This window comes from Ideonella sp., from assembly GCF_036277275.1.
Classification (GTDB): domain Bacteria; phylum Pseudomonadota; class Gammaproteobacteria; order Burkholderiales; family Burkholderiaceae_C; genus Ideonella.
Genome location: NZ_DASUNH010000151.1, coordinates 26,554 through 46,273 on the forward strand (window position 1 = coordinate 26,554; position 19,720 = coordinate 46,273).

The 19,720-nt window shown below is 68.2% G+C and carries 20 protein-coding genes; 13 read left to right on the top strand and 7 right to left on the bottom strand.

Features of this window, described 5'->3' with window-relative positions; all coding sequences use genetic code 11:
* Positions 1-9: 9 nt before the first annotated feature.
* The 12 genes from VFY73_RS26175 (at position 10) to VFY73_RS26230 (ending at position 11,719) form a co-directional block, all read left to right on the top strand.
* Positions 10-228, top strand: coding sequence for a DUF3079 domain-containing protein (locus tag VFY73_RS26175; RefSeq protein ID WP_329724423.1), 219 nt, complete (start codon positions 10-12; stop codon positions 226-228).
* A gap of 116 nt (positions 229-344) precedes the next feature.
* Positions 345-1,850, top strand: a complete 1,506-nt coding sequence (locus VFY73_RS26180) for a diguanylate cyclase domain-containing protein (protein ID WP_329724425.1) — start codon at positions 345-347, stop codon at positions 1,848-1,850.
* A 242-nt stretch (positions 1,851-2,092) separates the two neighbouring features.
* Positions 2,093-2,386 carry a DUF2249 domain-containing protein gene (locus tag VFY73_RS26185; RefSeq protein WP_329724427.1) on the top strand — a complete coding sequence of 98 codons (294 nt, stop codon included), beginning with the start codon at positions 2,093-2,095 and terminating at the stop codon, positions 2,384-2,386.
* A gap of 181 nt (positions 2,387-2,567) precedes the next feature.
* On the top strand, positions 2,568-4,841 hold the full coding sequence (locus VFY73_RS26190; protein ID WP_329724429.1) for a nitric-oxide reductase large subunit: 2,274 nt from the start codon (positions 2,568-2,570) through the stop codon (positions 4,839-4,841).
* A 9-nt stretch (positions 4,842-4,850) separates the two neighbouring features.
* Positions 4,851-5,327, top strand: a complete 477-nt coding sequence (locus VFY73_RS26195) for an Rrf2 family transcriptional regulator (RefSeq protein ID WP_329724431.1) — start codon at positions 4,851-4,853, stop codon at positions 5,325-5,327.
* Positions 5,324-5,659 carry a metal-sulfur cluster assembly factor gene (locus tag VFY73_RS26200; RefSeq protein WP_329724433.1) on the top strand — a complete coding sequence of 112 codons (336 nt, stop codon included), beginning with the start codon at positions 5,324-5,326 and terminating at the stop codon, positions 5,657-5,659. The genes VFY73_RS26195 and VFY73_RS26200 overlap by 4 nt, the downstream gene beginning before the upstream one ends.
* Positions 5,656-6,795, top strand: coding sequence for a hypothetical protein (locus VFY73_RS26205; RefSeq protein ID WP_329724435.1), 1,140 nt, complete (start codon positions 5,656-5,658; stop codon positions 6,793-6,795). Before VFY73_RS26200 ends, VFY73_RS26205 begins: the two co-directional genes overlap by 4 nt.
* Positions 6,792-7,988: an NnrS family protein gene (locus tag VFY73_RS26210; protein WP_329724437.1), complete on the top strand. Its 1,197-nt coding sequence runs from the start codon at positions 6,792-6,794 to the stop codon at positions 7,986-7,988. The genes VFY73_RS26205 and VFY73_RS26210 overlap by 4 nt, the downstream gene beginning before the upstream one ends.
* A 1-nt stretch (position 7,989) precedes the next feature.
* Positions 7,990-8,379: a SirB2 family protein gene (locus VFY73_RS26215; RefSeq protein WP_329724439.1), complete on the top strand. Its 390-nt coding sequence runs from the start codon at positions 7,990-7,992 to the stop codon at positions 8,377-8,379.
* Between the two features lie 109 nt (positions 8,380-8,488).
* Positions 8,489-10,534: a ribonucleoside triphosphate reductase gene (locus VFY73_RS26220; RefSeq protein ID WP_329724441.1), complete on the top strand. Its 2,046-nt coding sequence runs from the start codon at positions 8,489-8,491 to the stop codon at positions 10,532-10,534.
* A 46-nt stretch (positions 10,535-10,580) separates the two neighbouring features.
* A complete protein-coding gene (nrdD, locus tag VFY73_RS26225; RefSeq protein WP_329724443.1) occupies positions 10,581-10,784 on the top strand; it encodes an anaerobic ribonucleoside-triphosphate reductase in 204 nt (67 codons plus the stop codon).
* A gap of 254 nt (positions 10,785-11,038) precedes the next feature.
* On the top strand, positions 11,039-11,719 hold the full coding sequence (locus VFY73_RS26230) for an anaerobic ribonucleoside-triphosphate reductase activating protein (RefSeq protein WP_329724445.1): 681 nt from the start codon (positions 11,039-11,041) through the stop codon (positions 11,717-11,719).
* A gap of 148 nt (positions 11,720-11,867) precedes the next feature.
* Here VFY73_RS26230 and VFY73_RS26235 read toward each other — a convergent pair whose 3' ends face one another.
* The 3 genes from VFY73_RS26235 to VFY73_RS26245 all read right to left on the bottom strand — a co-directional run bounded on the left by VFY73_RS26235 (position 11,868) and on the right by VFY73_RS26245 (position 15,363).
* The gene (locus VFY73_RS26235; RefSeq protein ID WP_414654537.1) at positions 11,868-13,190 is read right to left on the bottom strand and encodes a 4Fe-4S binding protein; all 1,323 of its coding nucleotides are present in this window, start codon (positions 13,188-13,190) and stop codon (positions 11,868-11,870) included.
* 125 nt (positions 13,191-13,315) lie between these two features.
* Entirely contained in the window at positions 13,316-14,818 is a 1,503-nt protein-coding gene (locus VFY73_RS26240) for a carbohydrate porin (RefSeq protein ID WP_329724449.1), read from the bottom strand.
* Positions 14,818-15,363 (bottom strand): iron transporter, encoded by a 546-nt coding sequence (locus VFY73_RS26245; protein WP_414654538.1) that lies wholly within the window; start codon positions 15,361-15,363, stop codon positions 14,818-14,820. Before VFY73_RS26245 ends, VFY73_RS26240 begins: the two co-directional genes overlap by 1 nt.
* A 187-nt stretch (positions 15,364-15,550) precedes the next feature.
* On the opposite strand from VFY73_RS26245, the gene VFY73_RS26250 reads away from it, so the two are divergent.
* Positions 15,551-16,183 (top strand): YitT family protein, encoded by a 633-nt coding sequence (locus VFY73_RS26250; protein ID WP_329724453.1) that lies wholly within the window; start codon positions 15,551-15,553, stop codon positions 16,181-16,183.
* A 15-nt stretch (positions 16,184-16,198) separates the two neighbouring features.
* Here the strand turns inward: VFY73_RS26250 and VFY73_RS26255 are convergent, their stop codons facing one another.
* From VFY73_RS26255 to VFY73_RS26270, 4 genes are read right to left on the bottom strand one after another with little or no spacing between them, the layout of a single operon-like run.
* Positions 16,199-16,723, bottom strand: coding sequence for a nitrous oxide reductase accessory protein NosL (locus VFY73_RS26255; RefSeq protein ID WP_329724455.1), 525 nt, complete (start codon positions 16,721-16,723; stop codon positions 16,199-16,201).
* Positions 16,720-17,535, bottom strand: a complete 816-nt coding sequence (locus VFY73_RS26260) for an ABC transporter permease (RefSeq protein WP_329724503.1) — start codon at positions 17,533-17,535, stop codon at positions 16,720-16,722. The genes VFY73_RS26255 and VFY73_RS26260 overlap by 4 nt, the downstream gene beginning before the upstream one ends.
* A gap of 5 nt (positions 17,536-17,540) precedes the next feature.
* Positions 17,541-18,482 carry an ABC transporter ATP-binding protein gene (locus tag VFY73_RS26265; RefSeq protein WP_329724457.1) on the bottom strand — a complete coding sequence of 314 codons (942 nt, stop codon included), beginning with the start codon at positions 18,480-18,482 and terminating at the stop codon, positions 17,541-17,543.
* The gene (locus VFY73_RS26270; protein ID WP_329724459.1) at positions 18,454-19,713 is read right to left on the bottom strand and encodes a nitrous oxide reductase family maturation protein NosD; all 1,260 of its coding nucleotides are present in this window, start codon (positions 19,711-19,713) and stop codon (positions 18,454-18,456) included. The genes VFY73_RS26265 and VFY73_RS26270 overlap by 29 nt, the downstream gene beginning before the upstream one ends.
* Positions 19,714-19,720 lie beyond the last annotated feature (7 nt).

Here is a 19,720-nt window from a genome sequence, read left to right on the forward strand (position 1 = left end):
ATTGCCCACATGGCCAAGCGCTTTCCCATCCGCCCCAGTCATCCCGAGCGCAATTGCTGGGGCTGTGACCGCTACTGCGCCGCTGGCGACATGATCTGCGGCAACGGGACGGAGCGCACCCAACACCCGGTCGAGCTGTTCGGCGACGATTGGCGGGAATGGGAAGCAGAGGCGGCCGAACAAGCTTCGGGCCAGCGGCCCGACCCCAACGCCCCGGTGCAGGGGTGACCGTCGCCAGGTTCGGGTCACGGAATCGCGGTTCTGGCTACTTTTGATCTTCCGCAACTCGGCAAGATCGGTCCCAATGTGCCGTCGAAACACTCCCCGCACAACGGGGCTCCACGATGCGCGGATGGCTGACCGACAGTCAACTTGCAGCAAACACGCGCTGGCCGCGGGCACTCGGGCTGGGCCTTGGGGGCTTGACGATCGGCGCAGCCCTGCTGCAGCGAGGTGAACCCTGGGGTTGGGCCTACGGGCTGCTCGTGCACGCGCTGATCTGGCCGCATCTGGCCCATGTGTCTGCCCGTCGCCACGAATCACCCGCCGCCGCGGAACGGCGAAACCTCCTGATCGACGCCCTGCTCGGCGGCACCTGGTTGCCGGCGATCGGCTTCAATCTCTTGCCCACGGCGCTTGTCGCCACCATGATGGCGGTGAGCAGCGTGGCCGTGGGGGGCGCCCGGCTGTTGGCGCGAGGTGCGCAGGCCATGGCCGGGGGCATCGCCATGGGTTGGGCGGTATGGGGCACACATCTCGAGCTCGCGCCCTCTGTCACCACGCTGGTCGCCTGCCTGCCGCTGCTGGTGCTCTACCCGCTGGCCATGGGGGCGATGTCGCGCCGCCTGGCCACCCAGCTGGGCCAGAAGAAACGGGCCCTCGAACGTTCCGAGGCACTGCAGCGGACGGTGCTGAACGCCCTTCAGGCCGGCATCGTGCTGTACGACGCCGACGACCGCCTGGTGATCTGCAACCAGGACTTCAGGGAACTCTATGGCCCGATCGCGCACCTTCTCGAGCCCGGCATCACGTTCGAGGCCTTGTTGAGACGAGCCGTTGGCGAAGGGCTTGTGCCCGAGGCGATCGGCCGCGAAGACGAATGGATCCGCCAGCGCCTGCTGTCGCACGCGATTCCGCAATCCGCGGTGCAGCGCGAACTGCCGGGCGGGCGATGGCGCCGCATCGTCGAAAAACGCCTGCCGGACGGCAGCCTGCTGGCCTTCAGCACCGATGTCACCGAGCTCGTGCTGCGCGAGCGCGAACTGCAGAGCCTGGTCACTCAGCGTGACGCCTATGCACAGGCACTTCGCCAGGCCAACGATCACCTGGCGATGCTGTCGGACACCGATGCCCTGACCGGCATTGCGAACCGGCGGCAGTTCGACCGCCGCCTGCGCGACGAGTGCCGCAGGGCTCGGCGCAACAAGACGCCGATGGCGCTGCTGATGATCGACGTCGATCACTTCAAGCGTTTCAACGACCTGCACGGCCACCCGGCCGGCGACCAATGCCTGCGGCTGGTGGCCAACGCGCTCAAGAGCTGCGCCCAACGCGCCGTCGATCTGGCTGCCCGCTATGGCGGCGAGGAGTTTGCGTTGCTGCTGCCGCACACCACCGAGCAAGAGGCCGTGACCATCGCGCAGCGCTGCATGGCGGCCATCGCCTGCGCCGCCATCCCGCATGGCGACTCGCCCACCGGCCCGGTGGTCACCATCAGCGTCGGGTTGGCGACGGCCCGAACCTCAGAGGACGGCGACATCGATCATGCGCTGACCCGCGACGCAGACAGGGCGCTGTACCTGGCAAAGGACAGGGGCCGCAACCGCCTCGCCACGTTCAGCAGCGTGTGAAGGCGCTCCTGCCCGCACGATCGCTCGCCACTTGCGGTGCATCAATCCCAGGTCGCCCGCGTCTGGCCAAACTGCGCGCGCCCGCCCCGCCGTCGAAGATGAGTGCTTTCGGCCATGGGATCGTGGGTTCGATGGGAGATGGCCAACGCCTCGGCCGGCAGGATTGATCTGGATCAATGTCCCCCGCGGGCGACCTCCCTAGCATAGGTGCATTAGAAATGCATCTTCAAAAGGACGGCCCCATGCGCACTGCCCAAGCCCACGCCACTGTCGACGTTCGCACCATCGCGCCGCTCGAACGGCATCCCTTGATCTTCTCGACCTTTCGCGAGTTGTCCACCGGCCAGGCGATGGACCTGGTGAACGACCACGACCCACGGCCGCTGTACCACCAGTTCCAGGCCCGCATTCCGGGCCGCTTCGGCTGGGACTACCTCGAAGCCGGGCCAGATCTCTGGCGTGTTCGCATCACGAAGATCGCCGATGCGAACGCCAATGTCGAAGGCGGCTGCTGCGGCGGCTGCGGTTGCGCCTAGCAGGCTGCTGAAATACCTTCTTCGACCACCGGTTTCGCCGACTTCACAGGGTGCCTGACCCTTTGCCCAATCCCAAAAAAGACTGCAACGCGTTCTGTGCGGTCGATGCCCGCAACGCAGGCGACGTCAAACAGTATTTCAGCAGCCTGCTAGCCTCATCTCAACTTTTCGGACACCCCTCATGAACACCGCTCCCAGGCTGTGGCGCTGGCTCGGCCTCATCTTCGTGCTGTCGTTCGGCGCACTGGGCTATCTGGGTTACCAGATCTACCTCAGCGCGCCGCCGATCCCCCAAGCCGTCGTCAGCACCGACGGCGAAACCCTGTTCACCGGCGAACAGATCCAGCATGGCCAGCAAGCCTGGCTCTCGGCCGGTGGCCAGCAACTCGGCACCGTCTGGGGCCACGGCAGCTATGTCGCGCCCGACTGGTCGGCGGATTGGCTGCACCGCGAGGCCGTGGCGCTGCAAGACATTCGCCTGCAGCAGCTGAACAAAGTTGCCGCCAGCCTGACGCCGGCCGACCATGGCGCGATCGCCGCTGCGCTGAAAGACGAGATGCGGCGCAACACCTATGACGAGACCACCGGTGTCATCAAGGTGTCGGCCGACCGCGCGCAGGCCATCAAGCAGGTCGCCCGCCACATCGAAGGCCTGTTCGGCGACGACGCATCGCTGGCCGAGTTGCGCGACCAGTACGCGATGACCGAAGGCTCCCTGCCTACGCTGGCCGATCGGCAGGCGCTCAGCGCATTCTTCTTCTGGACCGCCTGGGCCGCCACGACGGACCGGCCGGGCGAACAGAACCTGTCGTACACCAGCAACTGGCCGCACGAACCGCTGGTCGGCAACACGATGACGAGCTCGGCCGCGGTCTGGTCGATGGTCAGCATCGTGCTGCTGCTGGCAGGCATTGCCGCGATGCTGTGGTTCCACGGCGGGCAAAGGCACGATGCGCCGGCGCAGCCGCCCAAGGCCGACCCGCTGATCGGCGCCGTGGCCACCCCTTCGATGAAGGCCACGCGCAAGTACTTCTTCGCCGTGGTCGGCCTGATGCTGCTGCAGATCGGCATGGGCGCGATCACCGCGCACTATGCCGTCGAGGGCCAGGCCTTCTTCGGCATTCCGCTGGCCGAAGTGCTGCCCTACACCGTCAGCCGCACGATCCACACGCAGGTCGGCATCTTCTGGATCGCCACCGCGTGGCTCGCCACCGGGCTGTACATCGCACCGCTGCTGTCGGGCCGTGAACCGAAGTTGCAGAAGCTCGGTGTCGACGTGCTGTTCTGGGCGCTGATCGCGATCGTCGTCGGCTCCACCGTCACCGGCTGGCTCGGCACGCTGCAGCACCGCGGCGTCGACTTCAGCTTCTGGATCGGCAACCAGGGTCTCGAGTTCACCAGCATGGGCCGCGTCTGGCAACTGCTGCTGTTCGTCGGCCTGCTGTTCTGGGTCTTCCTGCTCGGCCGCGCGCTGTGGCCGGCGCTGACCAAGCCCTCGGAGACGCGCGGCCTGATCGCGATGGTGTTCCTGTCGGCCACCTGCATCGGCGGCTTCTATGCCAGCTCGCTGACCTGGGGCCAGCACACCCACTACTCGATGATCGAGTACTGGCGCTGGTGGCTGGTGCACCTGTGGGTCGAAGGCTTCTTCGAAGTGTTCGCCACCGCGGTCGTCGCGCTGATCTTCACGCGCCTGGGCCTGGTGCGCGCCGAGAGCGCCAACCGCGCGATCGTCGCCGAGACCATCGTCTTCCTGTTCGGCGGCATCCTCGGCACGCTGCACCACCTGTATTTCACCGGCACGCCCACGTCGATCATCGCCGTCGGTGCCGTCTTCTCGGCGCTCGAAGTGGTGCCGCTGACGCTGATCGGCCTGGAGGCCCTGCAGACCTACCGCCAGTCCAAGTCGCTGCCGTGGCTGGGTGCCTACAAGTGGGTCATCCTCAGCTTCGTTGCGGTGGGCTTCTGGAACACTGTCGGCGCCGGCCTGCTGGGCTTCGCCATCAACCCGCCGGCGTCGCTGTACTACGTGCAAGGCCTGAACATGACGGCGGCCCACGGCCACGCAGCGCTGTTCGGCGTCTACGGCATGCTGGGCATCGGGCTGATGCTGTTCTGCCTGCGCGGCCTGTATGCCCGGCACCTGCACGTCGACAGCCTGCTCAAGCCCGCGTTCTGGGGCCTGAACATCGGGCTGGCGATGATGGTGTTCATGTCGCTGCTGCCGGCCGGCATCTACCAGGCATGGGCCAGCATCGACAAGGGCCTGTGGTTCGCCCGCTCGTCCGAGGTGATCCATTCCGGCCTGATGGAGACGCTGGTCTGGCTGCGCGTGCCGGGTGACATCGTGTTCGCCGCGGGCGCTGTCATGCTGGCGCTGTATGCGATCAAACTGCTGCGCCGGCCGGCAGCGGACCAGTCGCCGGCTGCGGTGCCTTTGGCACAACGTACCTGAAGCGCCACCATGAAGCTCACCGCCTTCACCGACTACAGCCTGCGCGTGCTGATCTACCTGGCTGCCCAGCCGGGGCGACGCAGCACGATCGCCGAGATTGCCGACGCCTTCGGCGTGAAGGAGAACCACCTGACCAAGGTGGTCCACTTCCTCGGCAAGGCCGGGTTGCTGGCCAACGTACGCGGCAAAGGCGGTGGGCTCGACCTGGCGCTGGCGCCGCAAGACGTGGTGCTCGGCCAGGTCATTCGGCAGACCGAAGGGATCGATACGCCGGCCGAGTGTTTTGGCGAGGAACCCGCCGCGGGTCGCTGCTGCATCGAGCCGGTCTGCCGGCTGCGCCCGGTGCTGCACGAGGCGGTCGAGGCCTTCTATGCCGTGCTCGACCGCTACACGCTGGCCGATCTGGCACACAACCGGCAGGCGCTCGCGAACATCCTGTTCATCGACCGGCGACCGGGCGCGCGCCCGGTGCTTCCACGATCATGAGCCCCGCCGCCCCGTTCCCCTATGCCGGCCCCGAGACACTGCGCCAGCCGATCATCGAAGCGCTGACGCGTGTCGTCGATCCCGAGGTGGCGCTGAGCATCGTCGATGTCGGGCTGGTGATCGGCGTCACGGTGTCGGCCGACAGGCTGCACGTGTTGTTGACGATGACGTCGGCCGCCTGCCCGGTCGCCGGGCTGATCATCGAGGAGGTCGAGGCCGAGCTGGCCAGCATCGCCGAACGCGGCATGGCGATCGACGTCGAACTGGTCTGGGAGCCGGCGTGGACGCCCGAGCGGATGAGTGAACGCGCGCGGCGCTTCATGCAGTGGTGAACAACACCGCCTGTCCGCACGGGCCGGCATCCTGGGCAAAGCCGCTGCTGCTGGGCGTGGTGGCGATCTCGCTGGTCAGCGGGGTGCTGGGTGGGCTTGCGCGCCTTGGCGTTGCACCCTCCTCCATCGACGGTGCGGTCTGGCTGAACCACGCGCTGCTGTGGCACGCCGGCCTGATGATCTGCGGCTTCCTCGGCACGGTGATCGGCATCGAGCGTGCAGTGGCGGTGAAGCGGCCGATGGCGTTCCTGGCGCCGCTGCTGTCCGGCGCGGCCGGCTTGTGCTTCATCGCAGGGTACGCCATGCTGGCGAGTGCGCTTCTCGTGGCGGCCGCGTCGCTCTTCGTCGCCGTCAACGTCGTCATCGTGCGTCGCCAGCGCGCGGCGCACACCGTGTTGCTGCTGGTGGCTGCGTTGGCGTGGCTGATCGGCAACCTTCATTTCGCATTCGATGCGACCAGCCCGGCCACGCTGTCCTGGTGGTTCAGTTTCCTGGTGCTGACCATTGCGGCGGAGCGGCTGGAGATGACGAGGTTGATGCGCCGTCACCCGGCCGCGCAACCGTCGTTCTTCGCCGCCGTGGCGCTGCTGCTGGCCGGCGCGGCGGCTTCGGCGGTTTCGCCGGTGGGCGGCGGTGTGTTGTTCGGCACCGCGCTGACGCTGCTGGCCACCTGGCTCGTCGTTTTCGACATCGCCCGTCGCACCGTTTTCGCCGCGGGCCTGCCCCGCTACATGGCCGCTTGCCTGCTGGGCGGCTACCTCTGGCTGGCCGTGGCTGGCGTTGCATGGGCAGCGATGGTGCTCGGCGCCCCCACGCGAGACATCGCATGGCACGCACTGGGCCTGGGGTTCGTCATCAGCATGGTCATGGGCCACGCGCCGGTGATCCTGCCGGCCGTTGCCCGCGTCAAGCTGCTGTTCGGCCGGCCCTTCTATGTGCCGTTGCTGGCGCTTCACCTGTCGCTCGCGCTGCGGCTGGGCCCCGGCGCCTTCGACACGACCCTGCGGGCGGCGGGCGCCTCGATGAACGCGTTGACGCTCGTCTGGTTCGCCGCCACGGTAGTCGGCGGCATCGCCGCGTGGCGCTGGCTGCACCGCGGCCCTGTTGTCACCCCTCTGAAGGAGAAGCCCCGATGACCGGCTTCGTTCAAATCATGGAGCCGCCACGCCGCCCCGGCGGCGCGACGGGTTTCGCGCTCTGGCAGCTCGGCTTCCGGCCCTTCTACCTGCTGGCCAGCAGCTTCGCCGCGCTGTCGATCGTGCTGTGGGCGCTGCAGTCCGCCGGTTGGCTGGGCCACCCCTACCTGCGAGGGCCGATCTGGCATGCACACGAGATGCTGTTCGGCTTCACGCTCGCCGTGGTCGTCGGCTTCCTCTTCACCGCGGGTCGCAATTGGTCGAACCGGCCCACGCCGACCGGCGCATTGCTGGCCGCGTTGGCAGCGTTGTGGGTCGCCGGGCGGGTGCTGGTGCTGACGCCCTTCGGACTCACCGCCGCGCTGGTCAACGCCGCCTTTCCGCTGTCCGCCGCCATCGCGCTGGCGGTGCCGTTCATCGCTTCGCGCAACCGGCGCAACTACTTCTTCATCGGCCTGCTGCTGCTGATGTCCGCGGCGCAGATGCTGTTCCACCTGGCCCAGCTGGGTATCGTGGCCGCACCGCCGTGGGTCGGCATCCAGCTGGCGCTGGACGTGGTGCTGTTCATCATGGCGGTGATGGGCGGCCGGGTGATCCCGATGTTCACCAACAACGGCATTCCCGGCGCAGCGGCCACGCGCCACCCGTGGGTCGAAAAGCTGTCGCTGGGCTCGGTGTTGTTGCTGTGGGCCGCCGACGCCTTGCAGTTGCACGGCCTGCCGATGCTGCTGCTGGCGGCGCTGTGTGGAGCGGCGCATCTGCTGCGCTGGTGGCTGTGGCAGCCCTGGGTCACCTGGCGCACGCCGCTGGTCTGGGTGCTGCACCTGGCCTATGCGTGGATCCCCGTCCACCTGGCCTTGCGCGCTGCCGCCGAAGCCGGCTGGCTCGCGCCTTCGCTGGCCATCCACGCGCTGACGGTCGGTGCGATCGGTGGCCTGATCATCGGCATGATGACGCGCACTGCGCTGGGCCACACCGGCCGTCTGCTGCGCGCCGGCCGGCACGAGACGGCCTGTTATCTGCTGGTCGCGCTCGCCGCGGTGGTGCGTGTGTTCGTTCCGCTGCTGGCGCCCGAGGCCGCGCTGGCGGCCGTGCTGGTGTCGGCCGCGTGCTGGTCGGCCGGTTTCGGCTGGTATGCGGTGACGTACTGGCCGGTGTTGACAAGGGCGCGCGTGGACGGCAAACGCGGTTGAGATGGACTACGCGCTCATCAAGACAATCCACCAGACCGCCGTCGCGCTGTCGTTCGCAGGCTTCTTCAGCCGTGGCCTTGCGTCGCTGCTGGGAGCCGGCTGGGTGCAGGGCCGATTGGCCAAGACCTTGCCGCACATCGTCGATTCCGTGCTGCTGCTGTCGGCCCTCATGCTGGCCTGGCTGCTGCGGCTGAACCCGGCCCATGCGCCGTGGCTGCTGGCCAAGATCATCGGGCTGCTGGTCTACATCGGGCTCGGCATGCTGGCGCTGAAACCAGGCCGCTCCACCGCCGTGCGCGCCACGGCGTGGATCGCCGCGTTGCTGACGTTCGGCTGGATCGCCTCGGTCGCCATGACCAAGCACCCGTTGGGCTGGCTGTCCTCGCCCTGAGCGAAACGCGCAGCACCTCTGATCCTGATCAAGGTGGAAGGCTGGCGCCCCGAGGATGCGCTACCTATAGTGTCCGCACCAGATTGATACACCACATCTAGTGCTCGACATGCCCTCCACCCCCGCCAGCCCCCATCCTCCGCTCGCCTGCGTCCTGCCCATTGCGGTGATCAAACGCGAGGGCCGAACGACGGGCTTCGATGCGCAGAAGATCGAGCGAGCCCTGGCGCGCGCCGGTGCCGCGACCGCCGAGTTCGACGAGGCTCGCGCGGCCGAGCTGACCTTGCTCGTCATCGCCCAGTTGCAGGGGCGCGTGACCGATGTCGAGACCATTCAAGATCTGGTCGAGCGCGTGCTGCAGCACGCCGGCCACTTCGACACCGCGCGCGCCTACATCGTCTACCGCGAGCAGCGGCGCAGCCTGCGACAGGACCGCGCGGTTGCGGTGAACGTCGAGCGTTCGGTCAACGAATACCTGGCGCGCCAGGACTGGCGCGTGCAGGCCAACGCCAACCAGGGCTACTCGCTCGGTGGGCTGATCCTGAACGTGGCCGGCAAGGTGATCGCGAATTACTGGCTCGACCATGTGTACCCACCCGAGATCGGGCTCGCGCACCGCGAGGCGGATTTCCACATCCATGACCTCGACATGCTCTCGGGCTATTGCGCCGGCTGGTCGCTGCGCACGCTGCTGCACGAAGGCCTGAACGGCGTGCCCGGCAAGGTGGAGTCGGGGCCGCCGCAACACCTGTCGAGCGCGGTCGGTCAGATCGTCAACTTTCTCGGCACGCTGCAGAACGAATGGGCGGGGGCGCAGGCCTTCAGCTCGTTCGACACCTACCTGGCGCCGTTCGTGCGCAAGGACGGGCTGAGCTTCCTGCAGGTGCGCCAGTGCATGCAGGAGCTGATCCACAACCTGAACGTGCCTTCGCGCTGGGGCACGCAGACACCGTTCACCAACCTGACCTTCGACTGGACCTGCCCCGAAGACCTGCGCGAGCAAGTGCCGGTGATCGGTGGCCGCGAAATGCCGTTCAGCTACGGCGACCTGCAGGCCGAGATGGACCTGATCAACCAGGCCTACATCGACGTGATGATGCAAGGCGATGCCAAGGGCCGCGCGTTCACCTTCCCGATACCGACCTACAACATCACCCGCGATTTCGACTGGGAGCATCCGAACACCGATCGCCTGTTCGAGATGACCGCGAAGTACGGCCTGCCCTACTTCCAGAACTTCCTCAACTCCGACCTCGAGCCGCACATGGTGCGCTCGATGTGCTGCCGGCTGCAGCTGGACCTGCGCGAGTTGCTCAAGCGCGGCAACGGCCTGTTCGGCTCGGCCGAGCAGACCGGCTCGCTCGGCGTGGTGACGCTGAACTGCGCACGGCTGGGCTACCTGCACGCCGGCGACGAGGCCGCGCTGCTGCGCCGCACCGACACCCTGATCGACCTCGCGCGGAACAGCCTGGAGATCAAGCGCAAGGTGATCCAGGGCCACATCGACAACGGCCTGTTCCCGTACACCAAGCGCTACCTCGGCACGCTTCGCAACCACTTCTCGACGCTGGGCGTGAACGGCATCAACGAGATGATCCGCAACTTCAGCGCCGGCACCGAAGACATCACCACCGAATGGGGCGAGGCCTTCGCGCTGCGCTACCTCGACCACATCCGCGAACGCATCGTCAGGCTGCAGGAGGAGACCGGCCACCTCTACAACCTGGAGGCCACGCCGGCCGAGGGCACCACCTACCGCTTCGCGAAGGAAGACCGCAAGCGTTTCCCGCACATCCTGCAGGCCGGCACGCCGGCGCAGCCCTACTACACCAACTCGTCGCAGCTGCCGGTCGCCTTCACGACCGACCCGTTCGAGGCGCTGCAGCGGCAAGAAGCGCTGCAACGCAAGTACACCGGCGGCACGGTGCTGCACCTGTACCTGGGCGAGCGTGTCTCTTCTGCTGACGCGTGCAAGGCGCTGGTGCGGCGCGCGCTCGGCCGCTTCCGCTTGCCCTACATCACCGTCACGCCGACCTTCTCGATCTGCCCGACGCATGGCTACCTGGCCGGCGAGCATGTTTTCTGCCCGCAGTGCGACGAAGCCGCGCTGGCCCGCAAGCGCCGACAGGCCGAAGCGCCGGCCCCGGCGCACTGATCCCTTTCACCCACCCACCCACCCACCCACCCACAAGGAGACCCCGATGACCTCTGCCGCTTTCCTGTCCGAACCCTTCACACTGGCCGAGCACGAACGCCAACGCTGCGAGGTCTGGACCCGCGTGATGGGCTATCACCGGCCCATGGCCTCGTTCAACACCGGCAAGCAAGGCGAGTTCGCCGAGCGGCGCTACTTCGTCGAACCGCCCGCCGACCCCTCGCCCGTTAGTGTCCTGTCCCACAGATAACTGCCATTGAGATTCGACCAGATGGTGATGATGGTGCGGCCGGACGGCTGGGCAGATACCGAGCGTATCTGCCCTGATGGCCGGGCGTGCCAGCGCGCCATCTGGTCGAACCCGAAGGGCGGGCCGAAATGGGGCGCTCGCAGCGTTGCCAAGCCGGGCAGATACCGCCCGGTATCTGCCCGGCTCGGCGCCTCGCGATCATCCCCATTGCGGCCCGTCGCAATGACAGCTACCTGCGGGACAGGACACTAGTCGTGATTGAGATCGGCGGTTTCACGCCGCTGAGCACCAGCGACTGGCCGGGCCGGCTGTGTGCCGTGGTGTTCCTCCGCGGCTGCCCGTGGCGCTGCGGCTACTGCCACAACCCCGAGTTGCAGGTCCGCACCGGCTGTAGCGACATTGGCTGGCCATCGGTGCGCCAGACGCTGCAACGCCGTGTCGGGCTGCTCGACGGCGTGGTTTTCAGCGGCGGCGAACCGACGCTGGACCCGGAGCTGCCCGCTGCGCTGCATGAAGTGCGGGCGGTGGGTTTCGAAACCGGCCTGCACAGTGCCGGCATCTACCCCGCGCGCCTGGGCGCGCTGCTGCCCATGCTCGACTGGGTGGGATTGGACGTGAAGACCCACGCCGCCGGGTACGACCAACTCACCGACCGGCGCGGCAGCGGCCGTGCTGCTTGGCGGGCACTGGACACGGTGCTGGCCAGCGGCATCGCCCACGAGCTGCGCACCACCTACCACCCTGCGCTGATCGACGATGAAGCCTTGATGGACACGGCCTGGGCCCTGCGCGCAGCCGGCGCACAGCGCTGGGTGCTGCAACGCCTGCGTGGCGTCGATGGCGCGGCCAACGCTCGCTGGCCCGATGACTGGACCTGGCCCGAACCGCTGCTGGACGAAGTCCGCACGCTGGGGCTGGAACTGACGCTGCGCTGATCGTCTTCGTCAGCGTTGCAGGGCTTCCCGTCCGTTCGCCCCGGAGCGAGCCCCTCCCGTTCGCCCTGAGCTTGTCGAAGGGCCTGGTGGCGAGCGCATGCAGCTTCGACAAGCTCAGACCGAACTGTTGTGGTCGAACGAGGGGCAATCACACCCCGAACAGCATCCACACCCAGATCACGCTCATCAGCGCCACCGGCAAGCTGTAGCAGGTCAGCGCGACAGCCCTGCGAGCGGCACCCGCAGCGGCGCCTGCCAGCAGACGAGTCCCGAGCACCAGCGACCAGCACGCTGCGCCCCCGAGCACCAGCGCACGCAACGGGCCGAGCCCGACAAGCGGCACCCCTTCGGCGCGCAGATGGTTCGCGGTCGTCATCGACAGCCCGAGCACCAGGCCAGCGCCGGCCAACGGCACCAGCGCCATCGCCAGCCGGTGGCGCGTGATGACGCCGTCACCGAGCACACGCACGGCAGCACCCAAGGCCAGCCATACCAACCCACCGACCAACAGCGCGTAGCCGCCGATGTAGGCCAGGATGGCCACCCCGTCGAGCCAGCTGAACACATCGCTCGCCGCGGGCTGGTGGGTCAGCAGCCACCAGGGCGCGTTGTCGGCCAGCAGCGCGTAGTGGTCGTGTGCGACCAGCCACTCGGCCGCCGCTTGCTTGGTCGTGACGAAGGCCGATGACAAGCTCCATTGGAAGGCCCCGACCGCGACACCGAGCAGGCCGAACACCAGCAGGCCGGCCGACGTCTCGTCGCCAGGCCGTGCAGGCCCCAGGATCTCGGCGTTCGGCGAACGGATCGCCAGTTCGATCGCCCCGCGGTGGCCGCTGCAGCGGCCGCAGGAATGACAGGCCGAAGCGCTGTCGAGATGGCGCAGGTTCAGCAGCGGCCCGCAGTCCACCCGCGGCACCGCGCCCTGGTGGCGTCGCCAGGCCACCTCGTCGGCGCGAAAGTGCAGCGGTGCCACCTTGGCCAGCAGCGCGAACACGCCGCTCACCGGGCACAGATAGCGGCACCACACCCGCTTGCCCTGGCCGTACAGGTAACCCACCAGCATGGCGGCGAGCGTCGAGCCGCCCAGGATCAGCAGCGTCGCCTGCGGGTAGTCGTAGACACTGATCAGCTGCCCATAGACCGTGGTGGCGATGAAGGCCAGCGTCGGCCAGCCCCGCCAGCGCACCCAGCGCGGGATGGTGCCGCCGCGGCCGTGGCGGCTGGCCCACTCGGTCAACGCGCCCTCGGGGCAGAACACGCCGCACCAGACGCGGCCGAGCAGCATCGTGGCGGCGATCACCAGCGGCCACCAGAGGCCCCAGAAGACGAACTGGGCGAACAGCGTCAGGTTGTCGACGATGCTGGCGCCGGCGGGCGGCAGCGGCAGGCAGGCCGGCAGCACGACGAGGACCACGTAGAACCCGACCATCGCCCACTGGATGCCCTGGATCAAACCCCGCCGGCGCTGCATCGCATCGCCCAGGCGCGCGGCCCAGGGCCTCGGCGCGGTGGCGGCCGGCTCGCCGGGGGCTGCCGGCACGAGAGCGATCACGCGATGCGTGGCTTCCTTGCCTGGCTCGGTCGAAGGTCCATGCATCAGAATCCCAGACGGGCGCGCAGCCCGACGGCCCAGAACGACGACGCCTGCGGATGGGCAGCGGGACGTCCGATCCATTGCAGGTCGGGTGACAGCTCCAGCTGCGCGCCCAGGCGCCATCGGTAGTACAGCTCGACCACCCGCTCGGCGCCGCTGGCGCGGGCGCCGATCAACGTGCCGTCGGCGGTTGCCTCGCGCCAGGCCGCGCTGGCCGGCAACCAGGCCGCGGCCAGGCCGAAAGCGTCCGCGGCACGCTGCCAGAGTTCGCCGGCCACCTCGGCACCGAGTGTCAACGCACGGTCGAAGCCACCGTGACCGCGCAAGCGCTGGCCGTAGCGGCCGAACAGCCGTGTCGACTCGGTGACCCGCTGGTCGACGGACAGGCCCCAGCCGGCGTGAGCCTCTTCGCGGCCGTCGATCGCGCCGGCGCGGCCGTTGTGCCAGGCGTAGAGCCGGTAGTTGCCCGCCAGACCACCGAGCAGCCGCGGCGCCACCTCGACCTGCGCGATCGCGAAGGGCCGGCCGAGCGAGCCCGAGAAATTGCTGGCTGGGCCCGAGCCGAAGACGCCGACCGAAGCGGCCCACGGCCGGCCGGGGTCGCTGGCGTCCAGGTAGGCCAGACGCAGCCCAGGGGTGAAGCCGTAGGCGTCCATGCCCGCGTCGCCGCCGGAATCGAGCAGGGGGTTGTGCACGAAGACGTTGTTGACGAAGCGTGTGGTCTCGTCGTCGGCGATGCTGTTCTGGTCGAAAAAGACGAAGGGGTCGATCTTGCCGGCGTTGAGCTGCAGCTGGCGCTTGGAGTGCGGCTTGAAGCCGTCGAGCGGCAGGGGCACGCTGAGTTGGTACCAGAGCTGGCCCAGCACTGCGAACGATGAGTCCGGATCGGCCACGCCGCCGACCTCGAAGGTGGTGGTGTTGGGTGTGGCGGTGAAGGTGGTCCGCAGCGCCACGCCGCTGCCCTGGCCGAACCTCAACTGCGTGAAGATCTGGCCTTCGGCGTTGCCGAATCCACCGCCGGGCAGCGTGAGCGCGACATCGCCGCGGTAGTTCAACCGGGTCTGCGCCTGGCCTTCGGCGCCACCGTCTTTGCCGGCATGCTGCAGCATCGAGGCCACCGCAGCGCTGACGGTGATGCCTTCCAGCGCCTCGATCTGCCGTGTCTGCTTCTGCATCGACAGCGCCTGGTACTCGACTGCCTTCAGCCGCGTGACCAACTCCGGCTCGGCGTCGCTCAGGCGCTCGCTGCCGAGCGCCCGGTCGGCGTCGGCCTGCGCCCGCTCGAGCTTTTGCAGCCGCTCATCGGTGTCGGGAGCGACGGCCACCGCGGCCGTCGCCTCCAGCCGCCGCTCCAGCGCCGCGTTGCGCTCTTCGAGTTGCTGCAGGCGCTGGGCCATGGTCTTCAACTGCGCCAGCAGCGCCGCCTCGTCGAGCGCCGCGTGCGCGGGGCCGCTGGCGCCCGTGGCCAGCGCGGCGGCCAGCGTCAGCAGTCTGCGTGCACTCATCAATACCCACCCTTCTTGCCAACGCCGGCGAAGGTGAACTCCCACTCGACGTCGAAGGGCTTGAACCATGGGCGCACGCCGGTGGCGCGGTCGGTGTGGCGGCCGAAGTGATGGCCGATCGGGTTCTCTGTCGCGCCCGGCGGATAGACCGTGTACTTCACGCGGTAGCGGCCGGCGCCCTGCAGCTTGACGTTGTCGCCGTAGTGCGGGCCGTCGCTGGCCACCATCGGCATGAAGTCGCCGACGATCGGCTCGCCGCCGCCCTGCTTGCGGATCTCGTAGCGGATGTGCAGGAACGGCACCCAAGCGCCTTCGGCGTAGCCATGCGGGTTGTGGTCGAGCGCATGGATATCGGCCTCGATGTGAATGTCGGAGTCGGCCGCCCTGCGCATGTGGCCGTCCGGCTCCATCTCGACCGGTTGCAGGTAGACCGCGCCGATCTCCATGCCCGCCACGTTGCGCGGCGTGCCGATCGGGTATTCGAGCGCCGCCGCCGGCGCGCAGACACCCGACACGACAACAGCCACGAGCGCGGCGCGAATCAAAGGGGAACCCATCGGTGACTCTCAAGTGAATAGGAATGATTCGCATTTTCCTAACCCGCTGGATTCATGGCTTTGACCCATCGCAAAGTCATGCGGAGTCGCTCCCCTGGGCCAAGAGCGACCGGCGCGCCCGTTGCGCCATCTCAACCCGGCTCATGCCGGCCGGGCGCGACACTGCCGGGTAGCCATGCCCACCCGCACCCCACCCCATCCGCTGGTCGATGACCTGCAAGCGCTGGCCACGGCCATCCTGCTGGTCTCGCTCGGCCTGTCGTTGATCGGCAGCGCCGGCCTGTTGACCGGCGGCACGCCCGGCATCGCCTTCCTGCTGAGCTACGCGACCGGCCTGCCGCTCGGCGCGGCGCTGTTCGTCGTCAACCTGCCCTTCTACCTGCTGGCCTGGCGCGAACTGGGGCTGCGCTTCACGCTGCGCACGCTGGCCGCCGTGAGCGCTTTGTCGGTGGGTGTCGAACTGGTGGCCCGGCTGCTGAGCCTGCGCGCGGTGCACCCGCTGTACGCGGCGATCGCCGGTGGCACGCTGATCGGCGTCGGCCTGATCGTGCTGTTCCGCCACCGGGCCAGCCTGGGCGGCGTCAACGTGTTGGCCTTGAGCCTGCAGCGTCGCTGTGGCTGGCGCGCCGGTGCGGTGCAGATGGTGATCGATGCCGCCATCCTGTTGGCCGCGCTGGTGACCATCGAGCCGCGCCGCGTCGGCTACTCGATTGTCGGTTCGCTGGCACTCAACCTGGTGCTGCTGTGGAATCACCGGCCAGGCGCCGGGCCGGTTGTCCCAAGCGGCCAGACTGCCGCGGCCCGTTGACAAGATGTCGGCCGGCTACATGCGCGAGTCGTGCAAGGCGCCGCCACCCAGGTCCGCCATCTCGGCTGTGACCTGCGCGAAAGCCAGCACCTTGCCGCCATTCGCCGTCGCGAAGGTCTTGGCATCGGCTTCGGCGGCGAAGCTCGCGATCGTCGGCCCCATCGAGCCGTGGCGCTTGCTGCCGACAACGTAGTAGCCGGTCTTGGCGTCGAACCAATGGCCATGCGGGTGCTCCCAATCGGCCTTGGCCATGTCCTGCACGAAAACCATGCGCACCGCCCTCACCTGCTCCGGGCGCAGCAGCTCGGCGAACATCTCGACCGTGTCGCAGAAGTAGGTCGGCGTCGCCACCCCGGCATAGTGCACCTGGGCCTTGGGCCCGGGGTAGTCGGCCAGCAGCATGCCGTCCAGGTCACACGTCGTGCTCTCGTCGATCTCCACCGGCAGCACGGCTTCATCGGATGCGGATCGACCGCAGCCGATCAACACGGCAACGGGGGGGGCGCAGGCGGCCAGCAACAACAGGCGGCGGCGGTTCATGGTCGAAATCTCCAGGTCGCGATGCCGAGCGGCGCAACGATCCAGCCGAGCATCACCAGGCCCATCAGCCAGGGCTTGGCCAGGGCCGACGGCACGATGCTGCTCAGGCCGTAGAGGTTGCGCACCTCGTCGAGTGAGAACACATTCAGGATGCGGAACACGTCCGCCGGGTTCAGCAGCAGCAGGTATGGGAACCACGCGCCGCCGGTTTCGCCGCCGGTGGCGACCAGCAGGCCCAGCAGCAGCAGGTCGAACACCAGCACGAAGAAGAACCACAGCGCGATCGCCAGGCCCGAGGCACGCGCCCGATCCGACGCCAGCACCGACAGCATCACCGCCAGGCTCAAGAAAGCCAGCCCCAGCAGCACCGAGCTGAACATGAAGCCGAGATAGGGTTCGAGCCCGGCCGTGCCCGTCTGCACCACCAGCAGCACGGCGACCAGCCCGAAGCCGACCAATGTCGACAAGGTGAGCGCCGCCGCAAGCCCGAGGTACTTGCCCAGCAACAGCTCGAGCCGCGTGATCGGCAGCGTCAGCACCAGTTCGAGCGAACCGCGTTCGCGCTCGCCGACGATCGCATCGAAGCCCAGCAACAGCGCGATCAGCGGGATCAGGTAGATCACCAGGCTCACCAGGCTGGCGATCGTGAACTCGATCGAGCGCAGGCCCACCGCCCCTTGCTGGGCCCCGCCGAAGTAGGCGATGACCAGGGCCAGCGCAGCGAACACCAGCGCCACGGCCACGACCCAGCGGTTGCGCAAACGGTCGCGCAACTCCTTCATCGCGACGGCGAACACCTGACGCAGTTCCATCATGGTCAATCTGCAAAGCCGAAGAAGACGTCCTCGAGCGATGGCTCGTGGACCACGACATCACGCACCGCGCCGTTGAGCGCCGCCAGCGCAGACAGCACCGGCATCTTCGCGTCGCGCGGGCAGCTCGCGTGTGAGCGCAGGCCCTGGCGGTGCAGGTCTTGCACCGGCAGCAGCGCCAGGGCCGCCGCCACCGCATCGGCCCCCGGCTCGCTGGCCAGCACCTCCAGCCTCAGCGGCAAGGCCATGTGCTCGCGCAGCTCCTGAACGCTGCCCAGGGCCTGGATACGCCCCGCCGACAGGATGGCCAGCCGGTCGACCCGCTCCTGCAGCTCGGCCAGGATGTGCGAGGTGATGATCATCGTCACGCCGTCGTCGCGCAGCTGGCGCAGCGTTTGGTAGAACGCCCGCGTCGCTTCCGGGTCCAGCCCGGTCGTCGGTTCGTCCAGGAACAGCACGCGGGGCGAGCCAAGCAAGGCCTGCGCAAAGCCCAGGCGTTGGCGCATGCCCTTGCTGTACTCGCGCACCGCGCGCTTCGCCGCGGTGCCCAGGCCCACACGGTCGAGCACCGCTTCGCACTCGGTGAGCGCCACGCCCTTCAGGCGGGCGAAGTAGCGCATCGTCTCCAGGCCGCTCAGGTTGTCGTAGAGCACCACGTTCTCGGGCAGGTAGCCGATGCCGCGCCGCACGCTGCGAAAGCTGCGCTCGTTCACCGGCGAACCCTGGATCAGCAAGGTGCCCGCGTCGGCCTTCACCAGCCCGAGCATCATCTTGAACAAGGTGCTCTTGCCGGCGCCGTTGCGGCCGATCAGGCCGAAAACCTCGCCGCGCCGGATGTCCAGATCGACGCCATCGACGGCGCGCACCTCGCCATAGTGCTTGACCACCCCGCGCAGCGTGATGGCGCAGGCCGACGGGTCAGCGCCCGGCCGGGTATTGCTTTCCATTCCATTCGCTCCAGTTCGGGTGGGCGGGCCGCATCTGCGGTTTCGGGTCGACGACGCTGGGCACGCGCAGCACCGGGAACTGCTGGCCCACCAGGCGCAGGGCCTGCACGGCGGGGCTGGCCAGCAGCAGCTTGGCCGAGGGGTGCTTCCAGACCAGGCGGTCGACGATGTCGTTGGCCTCGTAGCGCACGTCGCCACGGCCATCGCCGTCGCGGTCCCAGCCGAGGTAGTTGCCCCAGTGGTTGCCGCGCTCGGCGCCCCAGGTCTCATCGCGCGCGCCCACGTAGCGCACCTGTTCGCGGTTGCCGACGAAGTCGTTGCCTTCGACCTGGTTGCGCGTCGAGCCGGCCGAGAGATGCACGCCGACGGCGTTGTCGACCACCAGGTTGCCCTTGATCGTCGCGTATTCGACGTCGTAGATGAAGAAGCCGCGCGCGTTGCCGGCCACCACGTTGTTCTCGATCACCGAGTCCTGCAGCGTGCGCAGCATGATGCCGTGGTCGCTGTTGCCCCAGGCGCGGTTGTTGCGCACCACCTGGTCGCGCACCTCCATCAACGCCAGGCCACCGCGGTTGCGGTAGCTGTCGTTGTCTTCCCACAGGTTGTGGTATGAGTTCATGTAGTGGGTGCCATAGCGGCTGTGGTGCAGCCGGTTGCCGCGAAAGATGGCCTGGTGCGAGACGTCCACGTAGAGGGCGTCGCGCACGAAGCTGATGTGGTTGCCGATGATCCGCGCGCCGGTCGTGTTGTAGAGCTGCACGCCGTTGCCGCGCTGAGAAGATCCGTACTCGCGTTTGCCGACGATCAGGTTGTGCTCGATGCGCACGTCGTTGGCCTTCTCGATCCACAGCCCGAACAGGTTGTAGACCAGGTCGCAGCGCCTCACGACCGCGCGGTGCGATCCGGGCCGCAGGTAGATACCGGCGTTCTGTTCCAGCAGGCTGTCGCCGGAATCACGCACGATCAGGCCTTCGATCGTCACGTCGGGCGAGGTGACGCGGATGGTGTCGCCTTTGAGGCCACCGCTGATCGTGGGCCGCCGCAGCCCGCGCAACGTCAGCGGCTTGTCGATGTGCAGGTTGCCGACGTAGTGGCCGCGCTGCACCTCGACCATGTCCCCCGCGGCGGCGCGGTCGAGCACCGGCTGGATCGCATCGCCGGGCCGGACCGTCCAGGTCGCCGCCTGCGACCACAGCGGCAACAGGCACAGCAGGAAGGCGAGCCACCTCATGGCGTCG

What these genes read in the sequence shown, in the direction of transcription:
- VFY73_RS26265 (WP_329724457.1), bottom strand. Translation starts at nt 18,482, where the DNA reads ATGGAAAGCAATACCCGGCCGGGCGCTGACCCGTCGGCCTGCGCCATC.
- VFY73_RS26260 (WP_329724503.1), bottom strand. Translation starts at nt 17,535, where the DNA reads ATGGAACTGCGTCAGGTGTTCGCCGTCGCGATGAAGGAGTTGCGCGAC.
- VFY73_RS26235 (WP_414654537.1), bottom strand. Translation starts at nt 13,190, where the DNA reads ATGCAGCGCCGGCGGGGTTTGATCCAGGGCATCCAGTGGGCGATGGTC.
- nrdD (WP_329724443.1), top strand. Translation starts at nt 10,581, where the DNA reads ATGACCTCTGCCGCTTTCCTGTCCGAACCCTTCACACTGGCCGAGCAC.
- VFY73_RS26215 (WP_329724439.1), top strand. Translation starts at nt 7,990, where the DNA reads ATGGACTACGCGCTCATCAAGACAATCCACCAGACCGCCGTCGCGCTG.
- VFY73_RS26190 (WP_329724429.1), top strand. Translation starts at nt 2,568, where the DNA reads ATGAACACCGCTCCCAGGCTGTGGCGCTGGCTCGGCCTCATCTTCGTG.
- VFY73_RS26255 (WP_329724455.1), bottom strand. Translation starts at nt 16,723, where the DNA reads ATGAACCGCCGCCGCCTGTTGTTGCTGGCCGCCTGCGCCCCCCCCGTT.
- VFY73_RS26200 (WP_329724433.1), top strand. Translation starts at nt 5,324, where the DNA reads ATGAGCCCCGCCGCCCCGTTCCCCTATGCCGGCCCCGAGACACTGCGC.
- VFY73_RS26185 (WP_329724427.1), top strand. Translation starts at nt 2,093, where the DNA reads ATGCGCACTGCCCAAGCCCACGCCACTGTCGACGTTCGCACCATCGCG.
- VFY73_RS26195 (WP_329724431.1), top strand. Translation starts at nt 4,851, where the DNA reads ATGAAGCTCACCGCCTTCACCGACTACAGCCTGCGCGTGCTGATCTAC.
- VFY73_RS26210 (WP_329724437.1), top strand. Translation starts at nt 6,792, where the DNA reads ATGACCGGCTTCGTTCAAATCATGGAGCCGCCACGCCGCCCCGGCGGC.
- VFY73_RS26250 (WP_329724453.1), top strand. Translation starts at nt 15,551, where the DNA reads ATGCCCACCCGCACCCCACCCCATCCGCTGGTCGATGACCTGCAAGCG.
- VFY73_RS26240 (WP_329724449.1), bottom strand. Translation starts at nt 14,818, where the DNA reads ATGAGTGCACGCAGACTGCTGACGCTGGCCGCCGCGCTGGCCACGGGC.
- VFY73_RS26270 (WP_329724459.1), bottom strand. Translation starts at nt 19,713, where the DNA reads ATGAGGTGGCTCGCCTTCCTGCTGTGCCTGTTGCCGCTGTGGTCGCAG.
- VFY73_RS26220 (WP_329724441.1), top strand. Translation starts at nt 8,489, where the DNA reads ATGCCCTCCACCCCCGCCAGCCCCCATCCTCCGCTCGCCTGCGTCCTG.
- VFY73_RS26175 (WP_329724423.1), top strand. Translation starts at nt 10, where the DNA reads ATGGCCAAGCGCTTTCCCATCCGCCCCAGTCATCCCGAGCGCAATTGC.
- VFY73_RS26180 (WP_329724425.1), top strand. Translation starts at nt 345, where the DNA reads ATGCGCGGATGGCTGACCGACAGTCAACTTGCAGCAAACACGCGCTGG.